The following is an 18,864-nucleotide window of genomic DNA, read 5'->3' as shown; positions in this document are numbered from 1 at the left end:
GCACCTCCTCTCACGTCTTCCCCGGCACCGTCATGTCCAGGAGGGATGCCTGCGCCAGATAGGCCCGGGTCGCGTCGGGGTCGCCGGCGATCGCCCGCAACCCCGCCATGGCCGCGGCCAGCCTGGCGCTGTCGTGCTCGCGCACGCCTGCCAGCCGCGTCTCGCCGCGCGGCACCACCCGCTGCATCAGCACCGAGCGCCGCCGCCAGGCCCACGCCTCCAACGCCGCGGGCGGGGCGAAGCCGCCCAGCACCGCCGCGATCACCTGGCCGACCTCGGCCGCGTCGTGGATTCCCGCGTTCATGTTCAGGCCGCCGACGGTGGAGGTCAGGTGCGCGGCGTCGCCGACGAACATGACCCGCCCGCACCGGTACGAGGTCAGCACGCCCCTCGACAGGCCGAACCGGTCCGCACCCGTCACATGGATCGGCCCACTGGCCCCCGGCAGGGACCGGCGCACCAGCAGCGACAGGTTCGCCGGGGACAGCGGCTCGTGCGAGTCGACGGGGATCTTGAAGATGATCCGCCAGTGGTCCGGCAGTGCGAGCAGCGTGCACGACTGCTGCACGTCCCGCACATACGTCAACGGCGCCAAGCTGGGCAGCAGCCGGTCCAGCGGCGAGTCGGTGAACACCCGCAACGCCTGCGTCGGGTACCCGGACCTGGGGAACGGCAGCCCCAGGGACCCGCGCACCGTGCTGTGCGCGCCGTCGGCGGCGATCATGTACCGGGCCCGCGCCCAGGTGTGGCCGACGCGGACCCGGATCCCTGTGCCGCCTTCCGCCACGCCGTCCACGCGAGTGCCGAACCGCACGTCGACGCCGGGGTAGACGTTGAGCGCCGCCAGCAGCAGCGGCGTGAGCGCGGTCTGGTCGGCGTGGATCCTGAACGGATGCCTGGTCAGCCCGTCCAGCCGGTTCATGCCCATCTCGGCCAGCACGATCCCCGACCGGTCCCGCCACTGCACCCGGTCGACCACGCGGCCCTTGGCGACGAGCTGCGCGGCCACGCCGAGCTCGTCGAGCAGGTCCAAGGTGGCCGGATGGAAGGTGCAGGCCCGCGGCTGCCGGATCGGCTCGCTCTCGCGTTCCAGGACGGTGACCGGGATCCCCGCCCTGGCCAGGGAGAGCGCCGCGGTCAGCCCCGCCGGCCCCGCTCCCACCACGATGACGCCGTTCATGCCGGCCGCCTCCCTTGCGCCGCCATCGGGCGGCGGTAAGGCACGCGGCCGAGCTTCACGTGCTGCCCGACGGCGTGGGACAGGGCCCACCAGGCCGTGCAGAGGTTGGAGGTGAGCAGCAGCCGGTCGTTGCCGGCGCTGAGCGGGCCGAGCACGGGCAGCGTGGCCATGCCGGTGCCGGTGAACACCAACACCGCGTCCCCCGGCACCTCGGCCAGCTCGACCTGGTTGATCAGCTCGGCCGGGGTGACCGCGTACGAGGAGTAGCCGTCCTTGGCCCGTACCTGGACCACCCGGGTGACGTTCAGGCCGGCGGTCTTCCAGAACCGCTCGGCCAGCTCGGTCAGCCACGGCTGGTACGGCGACACCAGCACGATGTCGCCCACCACGACGTGATCCAGCGCCTCACGCGTGGCCAGCGTGGCCGAGGCGAACGGCACCCCGGCCATGGCGCTCAGCTCGGCGCACTGATCGCGGTCCGCATCGGGGCCGAGCAGGTAGCGAGGTTCGCTGCAGGCCATGACCATGGCGCTGAGCGGCAGGCCGTCGAACGCGGAGACCATGAGGGGCAGGTCGTCGTTGTAACCCTCCAGCCGTTCGGCCAGGGGCAGCCTGCGCCGTACGGGAAGGCGGGCGACATGCATGTCGGCCCGCGACCCGAGCAGGCGGGTCAGCTCTGGCTCCGCCGACGGGTTCGCGGGCGCGACGATCACGCCCACCCGGCCGCGGCGCGCCGAACCGGTGCGCATAGGGGTGTCCTCCAGAGGGGGTGTCAGGAGGCGCGGTGCCGCAGCGCCTGGTCGATCTCGGTGATGGCCTGGACGGACACTTGGCGGATGCGGCGCAGCCGATGCACGGTACGCGCTGATGTCTGCTCGTCCCGGTCCTGCGGCGTGCCGGCCCGGGCACCGCGCGTGGGGACTTCGTGTGGTTGTGACCTGTGCATCTCGTCGGCGAGCATCTTCGCTCCTGTCTATCGCGGGTTGACGACTCGGGAGTCGCTTGCGGATCGTCCGCACTGCCCGGCGAGGAGCCGGCCGGACATCGCCGGCTCCTCTTCCGCCGCGCGTTGAGATCGATGACCGGTCTCACGGCCCGACGCCCCGGCGACCCGCACCAGCGCCGTGGCGGCGAGCAGAACGGCGGCCGGGAAGGCCACCAGCACAGCGGCGTGCACAGGCGCCGGCCCCTTCAGGAGCCGGCCGATCAGCACCGTGGCGCCTGTCACGCCGATCGCCCCACCTAGCACCACCCCTGTGCCGATGGCTCCGATCGTGGAGGCGCGCCGAGCCGGCGGCACGCCTCCACCCAGGGCATAAAGCCGGCCCCAGGCGCTACCCCTCGAGTTGGCCAGCACGCCAGCCGCTACCGCGCTGGCCAACAGCACCGCACCGACTAGGTCGGGCACGTGCCGCACGGTGCCGGGGGGGCGGGGAAGCGCCGGGGCCAGCGCCGAGGGCGCCGCCGCCAGTCCCGCGCAGGGGACGAGCAGACCGCGCCGGCCATGGTCAGCCGGCGGCGGCGCGTACAGCATCGCGGCACCCTGAACCGGCCGCGGCGGCCGTGCCGCCGAGGTCGAGTGCTCGCGAAGGAGGGTCGGCGTCATGGCGCCGTTCCCGCGCTCATGGCCATGTTGGGCACGCTGACGCAGACCATGCGCTCCGTCAGCCCGGCCCGTGGTCCGCTCGCGCGTGACCTGGCCGGCACCGCACCGCCGGCGACCGTCCGCGCGACCTTCGACGCGAGCGCGAGATGCGCGCCGCAGCAGCGGCCCACCTTGGCCTCCAGACCGGCCACCTGGGCCAGCCTGAGCCTCAGCGGTTCCAGCGACGACCTGCGTTCGAGGCCGTCGAGGTCGGCCAGCCGGGCAGGCCAGCGCAACGCGTCGCCGCAGCGGGCTTCCACCTCGGCCGGGAGCTCCTCCACCGGGAACCCCTGGTGACGCAGCCGGGTGGCGATCATGACGGCCATGAACGCCGTCTTGTCGAAATGGGCCAGCCGTCCCGCGAGGGCCGCGCTCAGCATCCTGGCGCGGTGGCTCAGGCACACCGAGCTCCACCCGAGCAACAGCAGCCGATCCGGGCCCGTCTCCGTGTGCCAGCCGGCCAGCCGCAATTCGCGGGCCATCCGGTGGTAGAAGCGCCAACGGTGACGAGGGCTCTCCAGCCAGACCTGGACTCCGCCCAGCGGCAGGCTCGCGACGTGCACATCCGGCCCGATCACCGGACCGGCCACGCGGGAGCAGATGCGCTGGACCACTTGTTCCTGCCCGGGGACCGGATCGCTGAGGAACCAGGAATCCATGGTCATGTCCGGCCACCTCCTCGACGGGAACTCTCCAGAACCGCCTTGCTGTTAAGCCTCAGTTACCACACGCTCCGATAGTCCGCTTCTCCATGGGACTATGTCAACTGACAGTTTCCGCATAAGTTGATACCTGCCCGCGTGGCAGAGCTTGCCCGCATGGCAGGGGACACTGGGGCTCGCGTCCCTTACGCTGGAAAAGTTCACGGGCAGTAGGAGGTGTGCCGTGGCGAACTTCGCCGAGCGGCTCGATCTCGCGCTGACCAAGCGCGGCTTCACCGGCGCGCAGGTCGCCTCCGCCCTGACGGAGGCAGGCATCCCCATCACCCGTGCCTACGTCAGCCAGTTGCGCACCGGCAAGCAGACCAACCCAACGCTCCAGGTGCTCCGCGCGCTGGCCTCCTGCCTGCAGGTGAGCGTCGGCTGGCTGGTCGGCGACGACCACCTGGAGTCGGGCGCCGTTGAGGACCTGCAGCTGCGGGCGGCGGCCATCGGATTGTCCGCCTCCGGCCTGTCGGAGAGCTCCCTGGCCGTCCTGCGCGGCGTGGTCGAGCTCGCTCGCAAGGCCGAGGGCCTGCCCGACGAGCCCGAGCCCACCGCCGACATCCCTGACGCCGCCACGCCGCTGAGCGGGCCGCAGCGCCGGGCGCTCGGCCGCCGGCTGCACGGCCTGCGCCTGTCCGCGCAGCTGTCGGAGGAGCAGGTCGAGACCGCGATCGGCAAGGGCGCGGCGGCCATCCCCGCCGTCGAGGAAGGACGCATCGCCCCCGCGCCGATCACCGTGGAGCGCCTGCTCACCCTCTATGGCATCGCCTCGCCGCCCATCCGCGAATACGTGTTGTCGCTGGCCAGGGGCGAACGCGAGGCCGCCTGGTACGACGCGCAGTCCATCCCGGTGTGGCTGGCCACCACCTACGCGCTGGAGCAGCGGGCCACGCTCATCCGCACCTTCCACACCCAGTTCGTCCCTCCGCTGCTGCAGACCGAGGACTACGCCAGGGCCGCGATCACCGCGGCCGGACCCGCGACTTTGGGACAGCCGACGGTCGAGGAGGCGCTGGCCCTCGTGCTGGCCCGGCAGGAGGCCGTGGCCAGGGACACCGGGGTCGTGGTGTGGGCGGTGATCGACGAGAGCGTGCTGATGCGCTCGATCGTCGGCGGGCACGTGCAGCTACGGCAGCTGGAGGTGTTGCTGGAGCACGCCAAGCGGCCCAACGTCTCGCTGCACGTGGTGCCGATGGAAGACCCGGCCTACGTGCCGCGCACCGGCCCGTTCACGCTCTGGCGCTTCGCCGAGGCGTTCGAGCCCGACATCGCGTGCAGGCACGGCATCGAGGGCGACGAGCTGGTCACCGACACCGGCGCGGTGGAGGCCTACCATCAGGCGTTCACGAGGTTGTCGGTGACGACGACCACCCGCGAGGAGACCGTCGAGGTCTTGAATTGCCACCGCGAAAGGCTCTCGCGTTCACTCGGAAAGTGATCTCTTTCCCTCGTGAATGATCGTTATGCGCGAACGCCGGTGACGCACATATACCCAAAACTAATGGCTTTTCGTGTTGTGTTCTCGTGAGTAGCGAGGATCATATGGTCTGGGTCATCGAGTGGGGTCCGCAAGGATCAGCTTTTCCCGAGATAGTGGGCGAGGGGAAAGGGGCAACACTCAATGCGTCAGCGTGCCATCCGAAACCTGGCGAAGCTGGAGATGACCCAAGCAAGTGTCACCCGGATTCTCGACGCCGCGGCGGGTGGAAAGAACAACTTCGTAGCGGACAGAGAGGTGATGCGCCGCTACGATCAGGCCGCCCCCATCACGACGACGGCCGCACGGGCCGTGCTCCAATATCTCTGCCGTGTGGTCCGTCACCTGGCGACCGAGGGTGTGGATCAGTTCGTGATCGTCGGCAGTGGCGTCCCCAGCGGCCTGCCCGCGGGCGGGCAACTGCATGACGTGGCCCGTGACGCCCTGGGCGCCTCCGCGCCCCGGGTGGTCCCGCGAGTCGTTTACGTGGAGAGCGACCCCATGGTGCTGGCAGGGGCGCGGGCGACCATCGAGCCCGTCACCGACCTCGTACGCGTCGTAGAGGGCGACGTGCGCGAGATCGACGACGTTCTCGACGACAGGGTCGTCCAGACGTTCCTGGAGTGGGACCGGCCCATGGCGGTGCTGCTGCTGTCGGCCCACAGCCTCAACGACGACGAGTATTTCCATTACGTGATCAAGCGGATCAGGCAGGCAGTGCCGGAAGGAAGCTACCTGTCATTACTGCAGACCACGTTCGACGCCATTCCCCCGGAGTTGTTGCCGGCCATTCACGACCTGCTGGCGATGACGCTGCCCGGGCAGGCGATTCGCACCCGGGAGGAGGTTGAAGCGTTGCTCGAGGGTCTGGTGCTGGTGGATCCGGGATTGGTGTGGGTTCCGGAATGGCAGCCGAACGGCCACGACACCGCATGCCTTGAAGATCCGGGCTCGTCCGGCAATTACGGCGCCGTGGCCTGCATTCCGTGAATCGGGTCAGGTCGCTGCAGGGAGTTCGGCCGGCTCGCCGGCCGGGCTCTGCGCCGGCTCGACGCCGAACGCCAGCACCGCCGGCACGGCCAGCACGAGGGGCACCGCCCCCAGCAACGCGGTCGTGCCGATGGAGGGCGCTGCGGCGCCTGCGACCAGCACGCCGGTGACGGCCACGCCGCCGAACTTGCCGACGCCCGCGGACAGCCCCGAGCCGCGCGAGCGGACCCGGGTCGGGTAGATCTCCGAGCTGTAAGCGGCCAGCACCGCCGCGATCGCCGCCGTTCCCACGATCGGGCCCGCCAGCACCACGTACAGCCAGGTGCGGTCCTGCGCCAGGGTCTCGCCCGAGAACGACAGCACCAGCAGGGCCGCGCCGACCAGCGCCGAGAGCGTAATGATCGTCTTCTTGGCGCTCCACATGCCGTACATCGCGGCCGAGATGAAGATCAGCGGCAGGCCGAGCAGCGTCGAGTCGCGCAGCGCGCGGTCGGCGGTCTGCTGGTCGAGGCCGAGCCGCTGCAGGTTCGACGGGATCCACAACTGGAAGCCGTAGGTGACCAGGCCGATGCTCAGGCCGAGGATCACCACGGCCACCGTGAGGCCGGTGAACGGGCGGCGGAACAGCCGCGAGTAGCCGCCGTCGTGCTCGTCCGCGACCCGCTCGACCTCCTCGGCGGAGACCGCGGCCGCCCCATACCTGGTCATGATCGCCCGGGCCTCGTCGTCGCGGCCGTGCGCGAACAGGAAGCGCGGCGACTCGGGGATGAAGCGGTTGAGCAGGATCAGGAAGACGCCGGTCGGCAGGCCGGCCAGCCACAACACCCGCCAGGAGTATTCGGGCACCAGCGTGGCCGACAGCCAGCTCGCCGCCAGGTAGGCGACCGCCAGGTTGCCGCCGATCAGCACCATCACCCAGCCCTTGTGCCGGGGCGGGATCGTCTCGGCCAGCAGCGAGAACGTGATCGGCAACATGCCCCCCGCGCCCAGTCCCATGGCCAGGCACATGGCCAGGTTCCACTCGAAGTCCGGCATGACGCCGCAGATGGCGGTCCCGATGAACAGCACGCCGGCGAACAGGATCGACGGCTTGCGACCGATCTTGTCGCCCATCCACCCCCACAGCAGCGAGCCGAGCACGGTCCCGGTAAGGCCGGCCAGCGGCAGCAGCGCGACAGGCAGCTCGCCGCCCGGGTTGAGCGCGGACTTCAGCCCGTACTCCTTGGCCATGCCGGGGGCGACGAAGCCGAGCGTGATCGGCTTCATGGCGTCGATCACCACGGCGACGGACATGACGACGATGAGCCCGATGTGGGCCGGGCGCATCCGCGCGTCGTCCAGCGCGCGCACCCGCACCTCACCCGCCGGCTTGGCCTTGAACGCGCCCGGCGGGACCAGCCCGTACGCGGTGACGACCAGGCCCGCCACGATCAGCACCATGCCGATCGTCATCGGCAGGTCCATCGGCATCCCGGCCAGCTTGTAGTGCATCTCCGCGCCGTGCAGGTACATCGGCAGATGCAGCACGACCCCCGCCACCGTGGCCAGCGTGCCCAGCCAGAAGTACAGCGGCCGGGCTAATGCGACGCCGCCCATGAGTTCCCCCTTCGATCGATCACACCAGGCGACCCCCCCGAAGCCGCCACTTGACGAACAGCACCCGCATGGGCCCGTTCACGAACAGCCACTGGCCCAGCCAGACGAACGCGAACATCACCGCGAACGCCCACCAGGACACCGGCCCCTGGACGCCCGGGACCAGCCCGCCGTCCAGCAGCATCCACATGACCAGACCTTCCGGCACGGCCGTGAGCAGGCCGAACATCGTCGGCCAGTCCTTGTCCCAGCGGAACTGCATGAGCAGGTGGTAGAGCAGCTCCCAGCCGACCCCGGTGACGGCGACGGCCAGCAGCACGAGATAGGCTTCTGGGAAGGACATCGGCAGCAACGGCGTGATCAGCGCGGTCAGCACCGCGCCCACCGTGGCCAGCACGAACAGGCGGGTCTGCACCCGCCCGGCCAGTGTGGGGATCAAGCGAGCCTCCTGTTCGCCGCCCACTTCACCCACTGGGACACCGACCTGAGCGGGCCGAGCCCCTCGCAGAACCCGCGCCTGGTCAGGTCGTCGGCGATGTCGAGGGCGGCGGTCTGCAGGCCGAGGAAGCTGTCCACGGCCAGGAAGTGGTTGCCGGCGGTGGCCGCGCCCGAGGCGTAGAGCGCGCCGTGACCGCTTTCCGCGCCGAGCACCTCGAAGTTCCGGCCCACGGTCAGCCGCCCCGCCTTGTTGGGCTGCGCGCCGCCGTGCTTGAGCAGGTCGTCGAGTACCCGGTGCTCGGGCATGTCGGCCTCGAGCCCGGTGCAGTCGATGATGAAGTCGGAGACGTGCTGCATGCCCGCCGAGTTCGCGCTGCGCGTGTAGGTGACCAGGCGGCCGTCGGGCTGCTGGTCGATGCGGTCGACCACGCCTTGGACGGGGTGATACCAGCGGCCCTGCCTGGCGCGGTGCATCTGGTCCTGCCAGCGGGCGAGCTTGGGGGTGGTGGTGCCGGCGACCAGCGCGGCCAGCTGGGCCCGCCGCTCGGGGGAGGCCTTGCGGAACTGGGCCTTCAGCTGCCCGCCGAACGCCGACTTCGGCATGGTGAACGCCTGGTAGGCCCAGCCGTCGCCGCCCTTACGCCGCATGAACACATGCGGCCCGTGCGGCCCGGTGACGTAGGTGCGGAGCAGGTGGACGATCTGCGTCCCCAGGTTGTAGCGCTCCCTGTCGTCCATGAGCCGCTGCAGCACGCGCGAGGCCACGATCCCGGCGCCGCGCACGACCACCACGCCGGGCCGCTTCCGCAGCTGGTCATAGACGTGCTCGTGCGGCTCGTAGGCGTTGACGACGCGATAGCGCTCTCCCTGCCGCTGCCGGAACTCCTGCAGGTCGTCCAGGAACTTCAACCCCGGATAGCCGACGGCCAGGTGCACGTAATGGGAGCGCAGCGCCACCCGCTTCGTCTGCGCGGTGCCCGACGGCGGCGTCAGCACGGTGAAATAGCCGCCGCCCAGCCGCTTCCTGACCATGCGTACCTGGCCTTTGGCCAGCATCTCCCAGTAGCCGATGCGGTCGGCCTCACGCCGCACGCTCGCTATGACCGTCCCGGCCTTCGGCGCGTAGAAGTCGGCCAGGACCGGCTCGATGAGGACCTGGAGCAACGGCTTGACCGAGCGCTCTGTCCACGCCTCCTGCACCGCGTACGACGGGAAGCCCCAGACGTTGTCGGGCCGCGCGCCCGCGTCGGATCGGATGCGCTCGTGGGCCGGCAGCTGCGAGACACGGGTGAGGTATTCCCAGGTCTGCCAGGGCGCGTCGCTGGTCGACAACACCCGCATGGCCGCGGCAGCGACACCGCGGATGCGCAGCACGTCCACCAGTGTGAACGAGCCCAGCCCACCGCCTACGGACACCAGCGGCATGTCATAGACAGGGATGCCCGCCGACTCCACCAGCCCGTCGGCCCAGACGGAGGAGTGGAGTAACTCCGGCGTCAGATCTCCCCAGGACACGAAAGCTAAAGGTAGCGTAAAACACGATATTCAGTCCCACCAGAAGGACCAGGCGTGTCCGCCGATGATCTGCTCGGCGTAGCCTTGGAGATCGCCGGGTCCTTGGACGACGTTGTCGGGGCAGAACGCCCAGTGCTCGGCCGCCACGTGTAACGCGTGCTCGAGGTCGACCGGCGGCGCGGCCACGCTCATTTCCAGTGTGTTGAACCCGACGCACACCACGCGCGCCCCGAACCTGTCCTCCCAGCTGCGCACCACGGCGGCCATCGGCACCATCCACTCGTTGTGGTGCAGCGCGCCCTGCCAGCCCATGACCGCCAGCGCGTCGGCGCCCCTCGCGGCCGCGACCAGGCCGAGCGGCATGCCTCTGGCGGCCAGCTCGCCCGCGTACCAGTCGGCGACCGCCGCAGGGTCGGCCTTCGGCACGCCGGGTGGCGCGAGGCCCGGGCAGATCGCGCCGTACGGCTCCAGCTCGGCCAGCGCGTCCTGCGGCATCCGCGCCACCCACTCCTGCCACACCTCGGTCATGAAACCCTCGGCGGTGAAGTGGTCGATCTGGCGTGGATCGTCCGGCACGACCTGCCCGACCGCCCAGGGCTGCGCCGACTCGTCCAGCAACACCGGCCACAACCCGCTGTGCGGATGCCACTCCCGCAGGCGCGCCCAGTCCGCGCCGCCGACCGGCTCAGCGCTCATCCAGAACGCCGGCCTGGGCGCCTCGCCCTGCCGCGCATACCCGGGATCGGGCCAGACCACGTCGCCCGCGGGCAGGGTGGCGGGCAGCACGCGGTCCCTGCCGCCGTCGGGGAACAGCTGGCACAGCTCACGTGGCAGCCGGTGATCGTTCATGCCCTACCGTTCCGATACCGAATCCTGTCTCGGAGATGGTAGTGCGGCCGATCGCCCCGGCACCGTCAGCAGTACACGAAACATTCGGTGCTGCGAGAATGTGGGGCTGTGATCCCCTTTGCCGCGGTTCTGACTGACCTCGATGGCGTGCTGCGCCACTTCGACCACGCCGTCCAGGCCGACATCGAGGCCCGCTACGGACTGCCTCTCATGAAAACCGCTTTCGACCCCGAGCTGATCCTGCCTCCCACCCTCGGCCAGGCCACCGAGGCGCAGTGGGCGGAGGCGATCGTCGCCGCCCTCGGCGGGGACGATCGCGCACGTCAGGCCGTCGCCGAGTTCATGGAGGTGCCGTTCTGGGTGGACGAGCAGGTCAAGGAACTGCTGGCCAGGGCCCAGCAGCACGTCCCCGTGATCATCGTGACGAACGCCATGGACACGGTGGAGGAGCACCTCGACCGGCTGGGGCTCACCTACTTCGCCGACGACCTGGTCAGCAGCGCCAGGGTCGGCGTGGCCAAGCCGGACCGGCGGATCTACGAGATCGCCGCGGAGCGCGCCGGCGTTGCGGCCGAGCGCTGCCTGTTCGTCGACGACCGGCTCCCGAACGTGGAGGCGGCCAGGGCGCTCGGCATGACCGGCGTCCACTACCGGACGATTCAGGACCTGGCGGCGGTGCTGGGCTGACGCGATGAGCACGTGGTTGTTTCCGGCGCGGCTCGCGCCAACCGCGCCGGAAACGTCGGGTGGACCGCCGCCCCCGGCCTGCTGTCGGCGAGCTGCGCTCCTCGCCTGGCCGGGGGCGGCGGCGCGAGAGCGCCGGTCAGTACCCGCCGTACGGATTGTTCTGGGAGGGCGGCTGAGTAGCTGGGGCGCTCGACTTGTGGCCGGCCGGGTGCGTCGGCGAGGCCGACGGGCTGGCTCCGGTTCCCGTCCCGGTGGACGTCGGCTTCGTGCCCTGCGGGGCGATGACGCCGATCAGGCCGTGCTTGGTGCCGTCGATGCCGGCGGAGAACCACAGGGACTTCTCGCCGCCGGTGGCCGCGGTGCCCGGCTCCAGGTCCCACAGGCCCGGCAGCACGATCGGCTTGCCGCTGGAGTCGCGCAACGAGCCCAGGTGCCGGCCCTGCTTGTACGCGTGCACGGTGCCGTCGCCGAAGTTGCCGACCAGCAGCGAGCCGGCGTACGGGCCCCAGCCCTGCGGCGCGGCCGTCAGGCCCCAGGGGGCGTTGAGCCCGGTGCGGGAGATGCGGCCGGTCAGGCGGCCGGAGGCGTTGAAGCGGCTGACGAAGCCCTTGCCCCTGCCGAAGACCGGCTTGCCGGTGGCCGGGTCGCGCAGCGCGTAGGACACCCAGATGTTGCCGTTGGCCACCGCGACGTTGTACGGGTGGTAGCCGTCGGGGAGATCCCCGTCCTGGAACTGCCAGCGGGCCAGGCGGATGCGCCGGAAGTCCTCGTCGAAGGCGTGGATGCGGCCGCCGGCGAAGTCGGGGGCCAGCAGGAATGCCTCGTCCTCGGTCTGGACGAGCTCCAGGCCCTTGTAGTCGGCCCCGCGGCTGAACGCCGCTATGATCGCGTTCTTCGGGTCGACCTCGGCGTTCCATCCGGTGATGGCGCCGCTCGGGCTGGAGAAGATGAACGTGGCGGGCTTGCCCTTCACGGTGAAGCCCTCGCCGGGGTTGAACACCTGGCCGGTGGGGGCTCCGCCGGGGATCCACACCTCGGTCTGCTCCTTCTTGCCGGTGCCGGAGTAGACGGTGGCGGTGCCGGTGCCCGTGTTGGAAACCCACAGAGTCTTGCCCATGGCCAGGCCCCACGGGTTGACGACCTTGGGGTCGGTGACCGGGGCTTTGCCCTGAACATCCGACACAAGGTTGATGACGTCGAAACGAGTCCTGGTGGTGGCGTGTGCGGGAGTGGTGAGAGTCGCTCCCAAGACGACCGCAACAGCGCAGAGTGTGATGATGCGTGGCCGCATCCGTTGCCTCCTAGTTAGCGCTTGTGACGCGAGATACGCGGAGGGCGGGAGGCCGGTTCAGCCGGGTGTCGGAAATATCGGTACACGAGTTTCCCCGCGTCCTGCGGGGGAGAGGGAAAAGCATGAACGTGTTGGGCATCGACATCGGCGGCTCGGGCATCAAGGGCGCCCCCGTGGACACCGAGGCGGGCCGGCTGGTCGAGGAGCGTCTGCGCATCCCAACGCCGCAGCCGTCCAAGCCCGATGACGTGGCTCATGTGGTGTCGTCGATCGTCGAGCATTTCCACTGGAGCGGTCCTGTCGGCGTGACGTTCCCCGGCGTCGTCGTGGACGGCGTCGTGCGTTCGGCCGCCAACGTGGCCCGTTCCTGGATCGGCGTGGACGCGGCCGCGTTGTTCGGCGGCGCGACCGTGCTCAACGACGCCGACGCGGCCGGCATGGCCGAGATGACCTTCGGCGAGGGCCGCGGGAAGCGGGGGACCGTGCTCGTGCTGACGTTCGGCACGGGGATCGGCAGCGCGCTGTTCACCGACGGGACGCTGGTGCGCAACACCGAGCTGGGGCACCTGGAGCTGCACGGCAAGGACGCCGAGCACCGGGCCTCGGACCGGGCCCGCCAGGAGCACGACCTGAGCTGGGAGCATTGGGCCGAGCGGGTGCAGCAATACCTGGAGCACGTCGAGATGCTCTTCTCGCCGTCGCTGATCGTGATCGGCGGGGGAGCGAGCAAGAAGGCGGAAAGGTTCCTGCCGCACATCACGCTCGACACGCCCGTGGTGCCCGCCGCGCTCCAGAACGAGGCGGGCATCATCGGGGCGGCTCTCGCGGCGGCCTCCTGACCGGTTCAGTCCTCGGACGGCTCGGCAGCCGGCTTGGCCGGGGCGACCCACGCGAAGTCCTTCGCCACGTCAGGCAGCTCGTCGCCTCGGTCAGGAGGCTGGAAGGTGGGGAACTTCCTGGCGTCGATCTTCACGTGGGCGAAGTCCACGTCCCGCAGCCTCGCGCTGGGCACGCCGTCGGGGTAGTGGAAGTCGGCCAGCTGATCCAGCTGCCGCTGCTCCCACTTCATGATGCCGATCGCGGCCAGCTGCGCCCCGGCGGACGCCCAGAGCGCCCCGATCATCACGGTCACCGCCTTGTCCGCGGCGTACGCCAGCCACCTCAGCGACGCATGGGCCTGCGCGGCGGTCGCGGGCACCAGCGCCATCGGGACGAGGGCTGTGATCGGCGGGATGAGCACAGCGCCGAGGGCCACCATCGCCCCTTTGAAGAGCCGGAAGGCGAACGCCACGCCTTCGAGGCTGTCTCCCACCTTGTCGAGCGAGTCGCGCAGGGCCTCGGTGCTGGCGTGCATGTCGCCCGTCACCCGGGAGAACTCCCGCTGGTCGTCGGCGATCCAGCCCTGCCTCGACGCGGCGGGAAGGCGGTCAAGCAGCTCGACGGGGGTGTCGAGGTCTCTGGCCAGTTGCTTCCAGACCTTGGCGACCTCCGAGACCTTGTCGTCGTCCATCCCGAGGGTCAACAGGTACATGAGCCCCACCATGGGAACGCCTCCCAACACCTCCAGGTGCCTGAGTGTCATGAGGGTCTGCGGGGGCACGCCGGCCATTACCGGTAGTCCACGATGCTGGCCTGCTCGGCCGTGCGCCAGTTATGGGCGCAGGTGGCCAGGCCCTCGGAGATGCCCTGAGAGGCGATGGCGCCGTCCCGAAGGGCATCCTGGCAGCCCATCTGCGCCTTGTAGTAAGTCTGGGAGAGTATTTCCCGGAACATCTCGCCGAACGCTTCGATGAGGTCGGTGTCCCAGGCGCGGTCAGCGCTCCTCTTGAAGTCGTCCCAGATGTCCTTGTAGTGCTCGCTCATCGTGTCGATGGTGCGAGAGGTGATGAACCGTGTGTCCTGCGGGCTGGACATGTCGCTCCTTCAGCAATATTGCGTCGAAAGCCATCTTTGTCGCCGAAAGGGCGATGATCGTCGGGTTCATCGGATGTTCACCGGCGAGAAACCATTCGCTGGCGGCCGGTTCAGTGAGTCTTGATCGACTTCCAGGTCATATCGACGAACAGGGGAGGTCATGGCATGTCCGACTTCGATCCGGCCGCTGTCACGCCAGAGGAGCTGGAGAAGCTCGCCCGGCGCGCGGACGAGGCCATGGCGACGTTGGTGCAGGCGATGAACGGGCTCGAAGAGGTCACCGGGGAGGGAACGTCCGCCGGTGGGAAGATCCGGGCCGCGGTGGAGTCCGACGGTCTCCTGCGCGAGATCCGCCTGGATCCGCGCCTGCTGCGCACGATGGGCAGCGACGAGCTGGCCGAGGCGGTCGTGGCGGCGGTGCGTGCGGCCCAGCTCTCGGCCCGCGGGCAACTGGAGGAGCGGCTCGCGGCGGCCGAGGGCGGGGTGCGGCCCTCCTTCGACATCCGCGACGTCGGCCGTGGCCTGGACGCCATCCAGTCGGCGTTCCTCTCCTCCCTCCCGCCGCGCTGATCCGGGGAGGTCCCTGACCGGCTGATCGGCGCGCCGACGGGATATTGGGATGCGCGCGGGCGGCGCGATCGGGCAGCATGGGCGGTTGGCTCCGGGGAAGCCGGGCTCAAATATCCTGAAAGCAGTATGGGAACGCCTTCCTTGTCCTCGTCCTCTCCACTCGCCGAGCTTCAGTCCCGCCTGCCCGAGCTCATGCCGCGCGACCAGCGGCGGCTGCGGCGCAGGCTCGACGGCATGCGCCGGGTGCGCTCCCGCGACACCCGCGACAAGATCGCCGCGGAGATCCTCGCCGACGTGGAGCGGGCCGAGCAGCGACTGATACGCCGCCGCGAAGCCGTGCCGCAGGTGAGATATCCGGAAAACCTGCCGGTCTCACAGCGTAAGGACGACATCCTCGCGGCCATCCGCGACCATCAGGTCGTGATCATCGCCGGTGAAACGGGGTCCGGCAAGACCACCCAGATCCCCAAGATCTGCCTGGAGCTGGGCCGGGGCGTACGCGGGCTGATCGGCCACACCCAGCCCCGCCGCATCGCCGCCCGCACGGTCGCCGAGCGCATCGCCGAAGAGCTCGGCACCGGCCTGGGCGAGGTGGTCGGCTACAAGGTCCGCTTCACCGACCAGGCGAGCGAGCGCACCCTGGTCAAGCTGATGACCGACGGCATCCTTCTGGCCGAGCTGCAGAACGACCGCATGCTCGACCAATATGACACGCTGATCATCGACGAGGCCCACGAGCGCAGCCTCAACATCGACTTCATCCTCGGCTACCTGAAACAGCTCCTGCCCCAACGGCCGGACCTCAAGGTCATCATCACCAGCGCCACGATCGACCCCGAGCGGTTCTCCCGCCACTTCGGCGACGCGCCGATCGTCGAGGTCTCCGGCCGCACCTATCCCGTCGAGGTGCGTTACCGGCCGCTCGACGAGGACGACGACCAGACGCAGGGCATCGTGACCGCCTGTCAGGAGCTCATCTCCGAGGGCCCCGGCGACATCCTCGTGTTCCTCTCCGGCGAGCGGGAGATCCGCGACGCCGCCGACGCCCTGACCAAGGCCGACTTCCGCAACACCGAGATCCTCCCGCTCTACGCCCGCCTCAGCGCCGCCGAGCAGCACCGCGTCTTCCAGCGCCACACCGGCCGGCGCATCGTCCTGGCCACCAACGTGGCCGAGACCTCGCTCACGGTCCCCGGCATCAAATACGTCGTCGATCCGGGTTACGCGCGCATCTCCCGCTACAGTCACCGCACCAAGGTGCAGCGCCTCCCCATCGAGGCCATCTCCCAGGCCAGCGCCAACCAGCGCAAGGGCCGCTCCGGGCGCACCTCCGACGGCATCTGCATCCGGCTCTACGAGGAGGAGGACTTCCTCAGCCGGGCCGAGTTCACCGACCCGGAGATCCTGCGAACCAACCTGGCCTCCGTCATCCTGCAGATGACCTCCATCGGGCTCGGCGACATCGAGGCGTTCCCGTTCGTCGAGCCGCCGGACCGCCGCCAGGTCAAGGACGGCGTCAATCTGCTGCATGAGCTGGGCGCCTTCGACGCGCACAGCAAGCTCACCCCCGTCGGCCGCAAGCTGGCGAACCTGCCGGTGGACCCCCGCCTGGGCCGCATGGTGCTGGAGGCGGAGAAGAACGGCTGCCTGCGCGAGGTCATGGTGATCGCCGCCGCCCTGTCCATCCAGGACCCGCGCGAGCGCCCTGCCGACAAGCAGCAGCAGGCCGACGAGAAGCACCGCCGCTTCGCCGACCCCGAGTCGGACTTCCTGGCCTACCTCAACCTGTGGAACTACCTGCGCGACAAGCAGAAGGAGCTGTCCTCCAGCGCCTTCAGGCGGCTCTGCAAGGCGGAGTTCCTCAACTACCTGCGCGTGCGCGAGTGGCAGGACATCTACAGCCAGCTGCGCCAGACGCTGGGCGCCCAGCTCAACAGCGGCCCGGCCGACCCTCACCACGTGCACGCGTCCCTGCTGGTCGGGCTGCTGTCGCACATTGGCGTCAAGGACGTCATGGAAAAGCGCGGCGCCGACGGCCGCCGTCCGATCCAGGAATACATCGGCGCCCGCAACGCCCGCTTCGCCATCTTCCCCGGCTCCACGCTGGCCAAGAAGCAGCCGCAGTGGGTCATGTCGGCCGAGCTGGTCGAGACCTCCCGCCTCTGGGCCAGGGTCAACGCCAAGATCGAGCCCGACTGGGTCGAGCCGCTCGCCCAGCACCTGGTCAAACGCACCTACTCCGAGCCGCACTGGGAGAAGAACCAGGGCGCGGTGATCGCGCTGGAGAAGGTCACCCTCTACGGCGTGCCGCTCGTCGTCGGCCGCAAGGTCAACTACGGCCGCATCGACCCCGACCTGTCGCGCGAGCTGTTCATCCGGCACGCGCTGGTCGAGGGCGACTGGGACACCCACCACCGCTTCCTCAAGGACAACCGCAGGCTCCTGGAGGAGGTCGAGGAGCTGGAAAACCGCGCCCGCCGCCGGGACATCATGGTGGACGACGAGGCGCTGTTCGACTTCTACGACCAGCGGGTGCCCGCCGACGTGGTCTCCGCCCGGCACTTCGACTCCTGGTGGAAGAAGGCCGGGCGGGAGACGCCGGACCTGCTGACGTTCTCGCCGGAGATGCTGGTCAACGAGGGCGCCGACGTCAGCGCCCGCGACTACCCCGACACCTGGAAACAACTGGGCCAGCGGATGAAGCTGACCTACCAGTTCGAGCCGGGAGCCAACGCTGACGGCGTGACCGTGCACGTGCCGCTCCAGGTGCTCAACCAGGTCAACTCCGACGGCTTCGACTGGCAGATCCCGGGACTGCGCGAAGAGCTGATCACCGCGCTGATCCGGTCGCTGCCGAAGAACCTGCGCCGCAACTTCGTGCCCGCCCCCAACTACGCCAAGCAGGTGCTGGCCGGGGTCCAGCAGGGCGGGGAGCCGCTGCTGGCGGCCGTGGAGCGCGAGCTGCTGCGGCTCACGGGCGTACGCGTGCCGCGCGAGGCCTGGCAGCTGGACCAGGTGCCGGACCACCTGCGCATCACGTACCGGGTGATCGACGAGCGCAAGCGCACGGTGGCCGAGGACAAGGACCTCGATGCGCTCAAGCGCCGCCTCGCCCCGCGCCTGCGCCAGACGTTGTCCCAGGCCGGCGACGACCTGGAGCAGACGGGCCTGCACACGTGGAGCTTCGGCCGCCTGCCGAAGGTCTTCGAGCAGGGCCGGATGAAGGGCTATCCGGCGCTGGTGGACGCGGGCGACTCGGTCTCGATCAAGATCTTCGAGACGGAGGCCGAGCAGCGCCGCTCCCACTGGCCCGGCGTCCGCCGCCTGCTGCTCCTCAACGTCACCAACCCGGCCAAGTCCCTGCTCGGCGGCCTGTCCAACCAGGCCAAGCTGGCCCTGTCACGCAGCCCGCACGGCGGGGCGGTGGCGCTGTTCGACGACGTGATCAACGCGGCCGTGGACAAGCTCATGCTCGACGTCGGCGGCCCCGCCTGGGACCCGGTCGCCTTCGACCGCCTCTACCAGCATGTGCGCGCTCATGTGTACGACGCGTCAGCGGACGTGCTCGGCAGGGTGGAGCAGATCCTGGCGGTCTGGCACGAGGCCGGCGCCCGGCTCGACGCGTTGCGCGCGAGTGCCTCCACCGACGACATCCGGGACCAGTTGGGCAAGCTCGTCTACCCGGGTTTCGTCACGGCCACCGGCTACCGGCGGCTCTCCGACCTCCTCCGCTACATCCGAGCCATCGACCGCCGCCTGACCAAGCTCCCCGAGGAGCCTTGGCGTGATCAGGAATGGATGGATCGGGTGCACAAGGTCGAGGACGACTACCACGACCTGCTGGAAAAGCTGCATCCGGCGCGGCGGGGGGATCCGGACGTGGTGGAGATCCGGTGGATGATCGAGGAGCTGAGGGTGAGCTTCTTCGCGCAGACGCTGGGGACGCCTACGCCGGTGTCGGAGAAGCGGATCACTAAAGCGATGGAGAAGCTCACACCATGAAGATCG

The 18,864-nt window shown here is 69.8% G+C and carries 18 protein-coding genes; 6 read left to right on the top strand and 12 right to left on the bottom strand.

The genetic code is table 11. The annotated features are described in order from the left end of the window. Positions 1-10 precede the first annotated feature (10 nt). From ACTWQA_RS10410 to ACTWQA_RS10390, 5 genes are read right to left on the bottom strand one after another with little or no spacing between them, the layout of a single operon-like run. On the bottom strand, positions 11-1,180 hold the full coding sequence (locus tag ACTWQA_RS10410) for an FAD-dependent oxidoreductase (protein ID WP_305922267.1): 1,170 nt from the start codon (positions 1,178-1,180) through the stop codon (positions 11-13). Next, on the bottom strand, positions 1,177-1,929 hold the full coding sequence (locus ACTWQA_RS10405; RefSeq protein ID WP_443159046.1) for a maleate cis-trans isomerase family protein: 753 nt from the start codon (positions 1,927-1,929) through the stop codon (positions 1,177-1,179). The genes ACTWQA_RS10410 and ACTWQA_RS10405 overlap by 4 nt, the downstream gene beginning before the upstream one ends. A gap of 23 nt (positions 1,930-1,952) precedes the next feature. Then, positions 1,953-2,141, bottom strand: coding sequence for a hypothetical protein (locus ACTWQA_RS10400; protein WP_327590349.1), 189 nt, complete (start codon positions 2,139-2,141; stop codon positions 1,953-1,955). Positions 2,142-2,153: 12 nt separating this feature from the next. After that, on the bottom strand, positions 2,154-2,786 hold the full coding sequence (locus ACTWQA_RS10395) for a hypothetical protein (RefSeq protein WP_443159045.1): 633 nt from the start codon (positions 2,784-2,786) through the stop codon (positions 2,154-2,156). Further along, the gene (locus ACTWQA_RS10390) at positions 2,783-3,490 is read right to left on the bottom strand and encodes a hypothetical protein (RefSeq protein ID WP_305922271.1); all 708 of its coding nucleotides are present in this window, start codon (positions 3,488-3,490) and stop codon (positions 2,783-2,785) included. Before ACTWQA_RS10390 ends, ACTWQA_RS10395 begins: the two co-directional genes overlap by 4 nt. A gap of 220 nt (positions 3,491-3,710) precedes the next feature. Here ACTWQA_RS10390 and ACTWQA_RS10385 point away from each other — a divergent pair, with 220 nt between their 5' ends. Both ACTWQA_RS10385 and ACTWQA_RS10380 read left to right on the top strand, forming a co-directional pair. Next, positions 3,711-4,967: a Scr1 family TA system antitoxin-like transcriptional regulator gene (locus tag ACTWQA_RS10385; protein WP_443159044.1), complete on the top strand. Its 1,257-nt coding sequence runs from the start codon at positions 3,711-3,713 to the stop codon at positions 4,965-4,967. Between the two features lie 222 nt (positions 4,968-5,189). Further along, positions 5,190-5,996, top strand: coding sequence for an SAM-dependent methyltransferase (locus tag ACTWQA_RS10380; protein ID WP_443159043.1), 807 nt, complete (start codon positions 5,190-5,192; stop codon positions 5,994-5,996). Between the two features lie 6 nt (positions 5,997-6,002). Here the strand turns inward: ACTWQA_RS10380 and ACTWQA_RS10375 are convergent, their stop codons facing one another. Genes ACTWQA_RS10375 through ACTWQA_RS10360 form a run of 4 tightly spaced genes read right to left on the bottom strand, consistent with a single transcriptional unit; the run spans position 6,003 to position 10,394 of the window. Then, positions 6,003-7,592 carry an MFS transporter gene (locus ACTWQA_RS10375; RefSeq protein ID WP_443159042.1) on the bottom strand — a complete coding sequence of 530 codons (1,590 nt, stop codon included), beginning with the start codon at positions 7,590-7,592 and terminating at the stop codon, positions 6,003-6,005. Between the two features lie 19 nt (positions 7,593-7,611). After that, positions 7,612-8,031: a hypothetical protein gene (locus tag ACTWQA_RS10370; protein ID WP_305922276.1), complete on the bottom strand. Its 420-nt coding sequence runs from the start codon at positions 8,029-8,031 to the stop codon at positions 7,612-7,614. Next, positions 8,028-9,545 (bottom strand): hypothetical protein, encoded by a 1,518-nt coding sequence (locus ACTWQA_RS10365; RefSeq protein ID WP_443159041.1) that lies wholly within the window; start codon positions 9,543-9,545, stop codon positions 8,028-8,030. Before ACTWQA_RS10365 ends, ACTWQA_RS10370 begins: the two co-directional genes overlap by 4 nt. A 30-nt stretch (positions 9,546-9,575) precedes the next feature. Next, positions 9,576-10,394, bottom strand: coding sequence for a DUF4253 domain-containing protein (locus ACTWQA_RS10360; RefSeq protein WP_443159040.1), 819 nt, complete (start codon positions 10,392-10,394; stop codon positions 9,576-9,578). A 108-nt stretch (positions 10,395-10,502) separates the two neighbouring features. Here ACTWQA_RS10360 and ACTWQA_RS10355 point away from each other — a divergent pair, with 108 nt between their 5' ends. Continuing rightward, complete coding sequence (locus tag ACTWQA_RS10355) at positions 10,503-11,081, top strand: HAD family hydrolase (protein WP_327590356.1); 579 nt, start codon at positions 10,503-10,505, stop codon at positions 11,079-11,081. A 136-nt stretch (positions 11,082-11,217) separates the two neighbouring features. Here the strand turns inward: ACTWQA_RS10355 and ACTWQA_RS10350 are convergent, their stop codons facing one another. Continuing rightward, on the bottom strand, positions 11,218-12,372 hold the full coding sequence (locus ACTWQA_RS10350; protein ID WP_443159039.1) for a TIGR03118 family protein: 1,155 nt from the start codon (positions 12,370-12,372) through the stop codon (positions 11,218-11,220). Between the two features lie 122 nt (positions 12,373-12,494). Between ACTWQA_RS10350 and ppgK the strand changes: the two genes are divergently transcribed. Then, the gene (ppgK, locus tag ACTWQA_RS10345; RefSeq protein ID WP_443159038.1) at positions 12,495-13,211 is read left to right on the top strand and encodes a polyphosphate--glucose phosphotransferase; all 717 of its coding nucleotides are present in this window, start codon (positions 12,495-12,497) and stop codon (positions 13,209-13,211) included. Between the two features lie 5 nt (positions 13,212-13,216). Here the strand turns inward: ppgK and ACTWQA_RS10340 are convergent, their stop codons facing one another. Further along, a complete protein-coding gene (locus tag ACTWQA_RS10340; protein ID WP_443159037.1) occupies positions 13,217-13,903 on the bottom strand; it encodes a WXG100-like domain-containing protein in 687 nt (228 codons plus the stop codon). Positions 13,904-13,980: 77 nt separating this feature from the next. Then, complete coding sequence (locus tag ACTWQA_RS10335) at positions 13,981-14,286, bottom strand: hypothetical protein (protein WP_443159036.1); 306 nt, start codon at positions 14,284-14,286, stop codon at positions 13,981-13,983. Positions 14,287-14,451: 165 nt separating this feature from the next. Here ACTWQA_RS10335 and ACTWQA_RS10330 point away from each other — a divergent pair, with 165 nt between their 5' ends. Together ACTWQA_RS10330 and hrpA are read left to right on the top strand one after the other, a co-directional pair. Continuing rightward, on the top strand, positions 14,452-14,856 hold the full coding sequence (locus ACTWQA_RS10330) for a YbaB/EbfC family nucleoid-associated protein (protein ID WP_443159035.1): 405 nt from the start codon (positions 14,452-14,454) through the stop codon (positions 14,854-14,856). 126 nt (positions 14,857-14,982) lie between these two features. Beyond that, on the top strand, positions 14,983-18,858 hold the full coding sequence (gene hrpA / locus ACTWQA_RS10325; RefSeq protein ID WP_443159034.1) for an ATP-dependent RNA helicase HrpA: 3,876 nt from the start codon (positions 14,983-14,985) through the stop codon (positions 18,856-18,858). The last annotated feature ends 6 nt before the right edge of the window (positions 18,859-18,864 follow it).

Source organism: Nonomuraea sp. 10N515B (assembly GCF_052245915.1).
GTDB lineage: Bacteria > Actinomycetota > Actinomycetes > Streptosporangiales > Streptosporangiaceae > Nonomuraea.
This window is presented reverse-complemented; position numbering and strand designations above follow the sequence as displayed.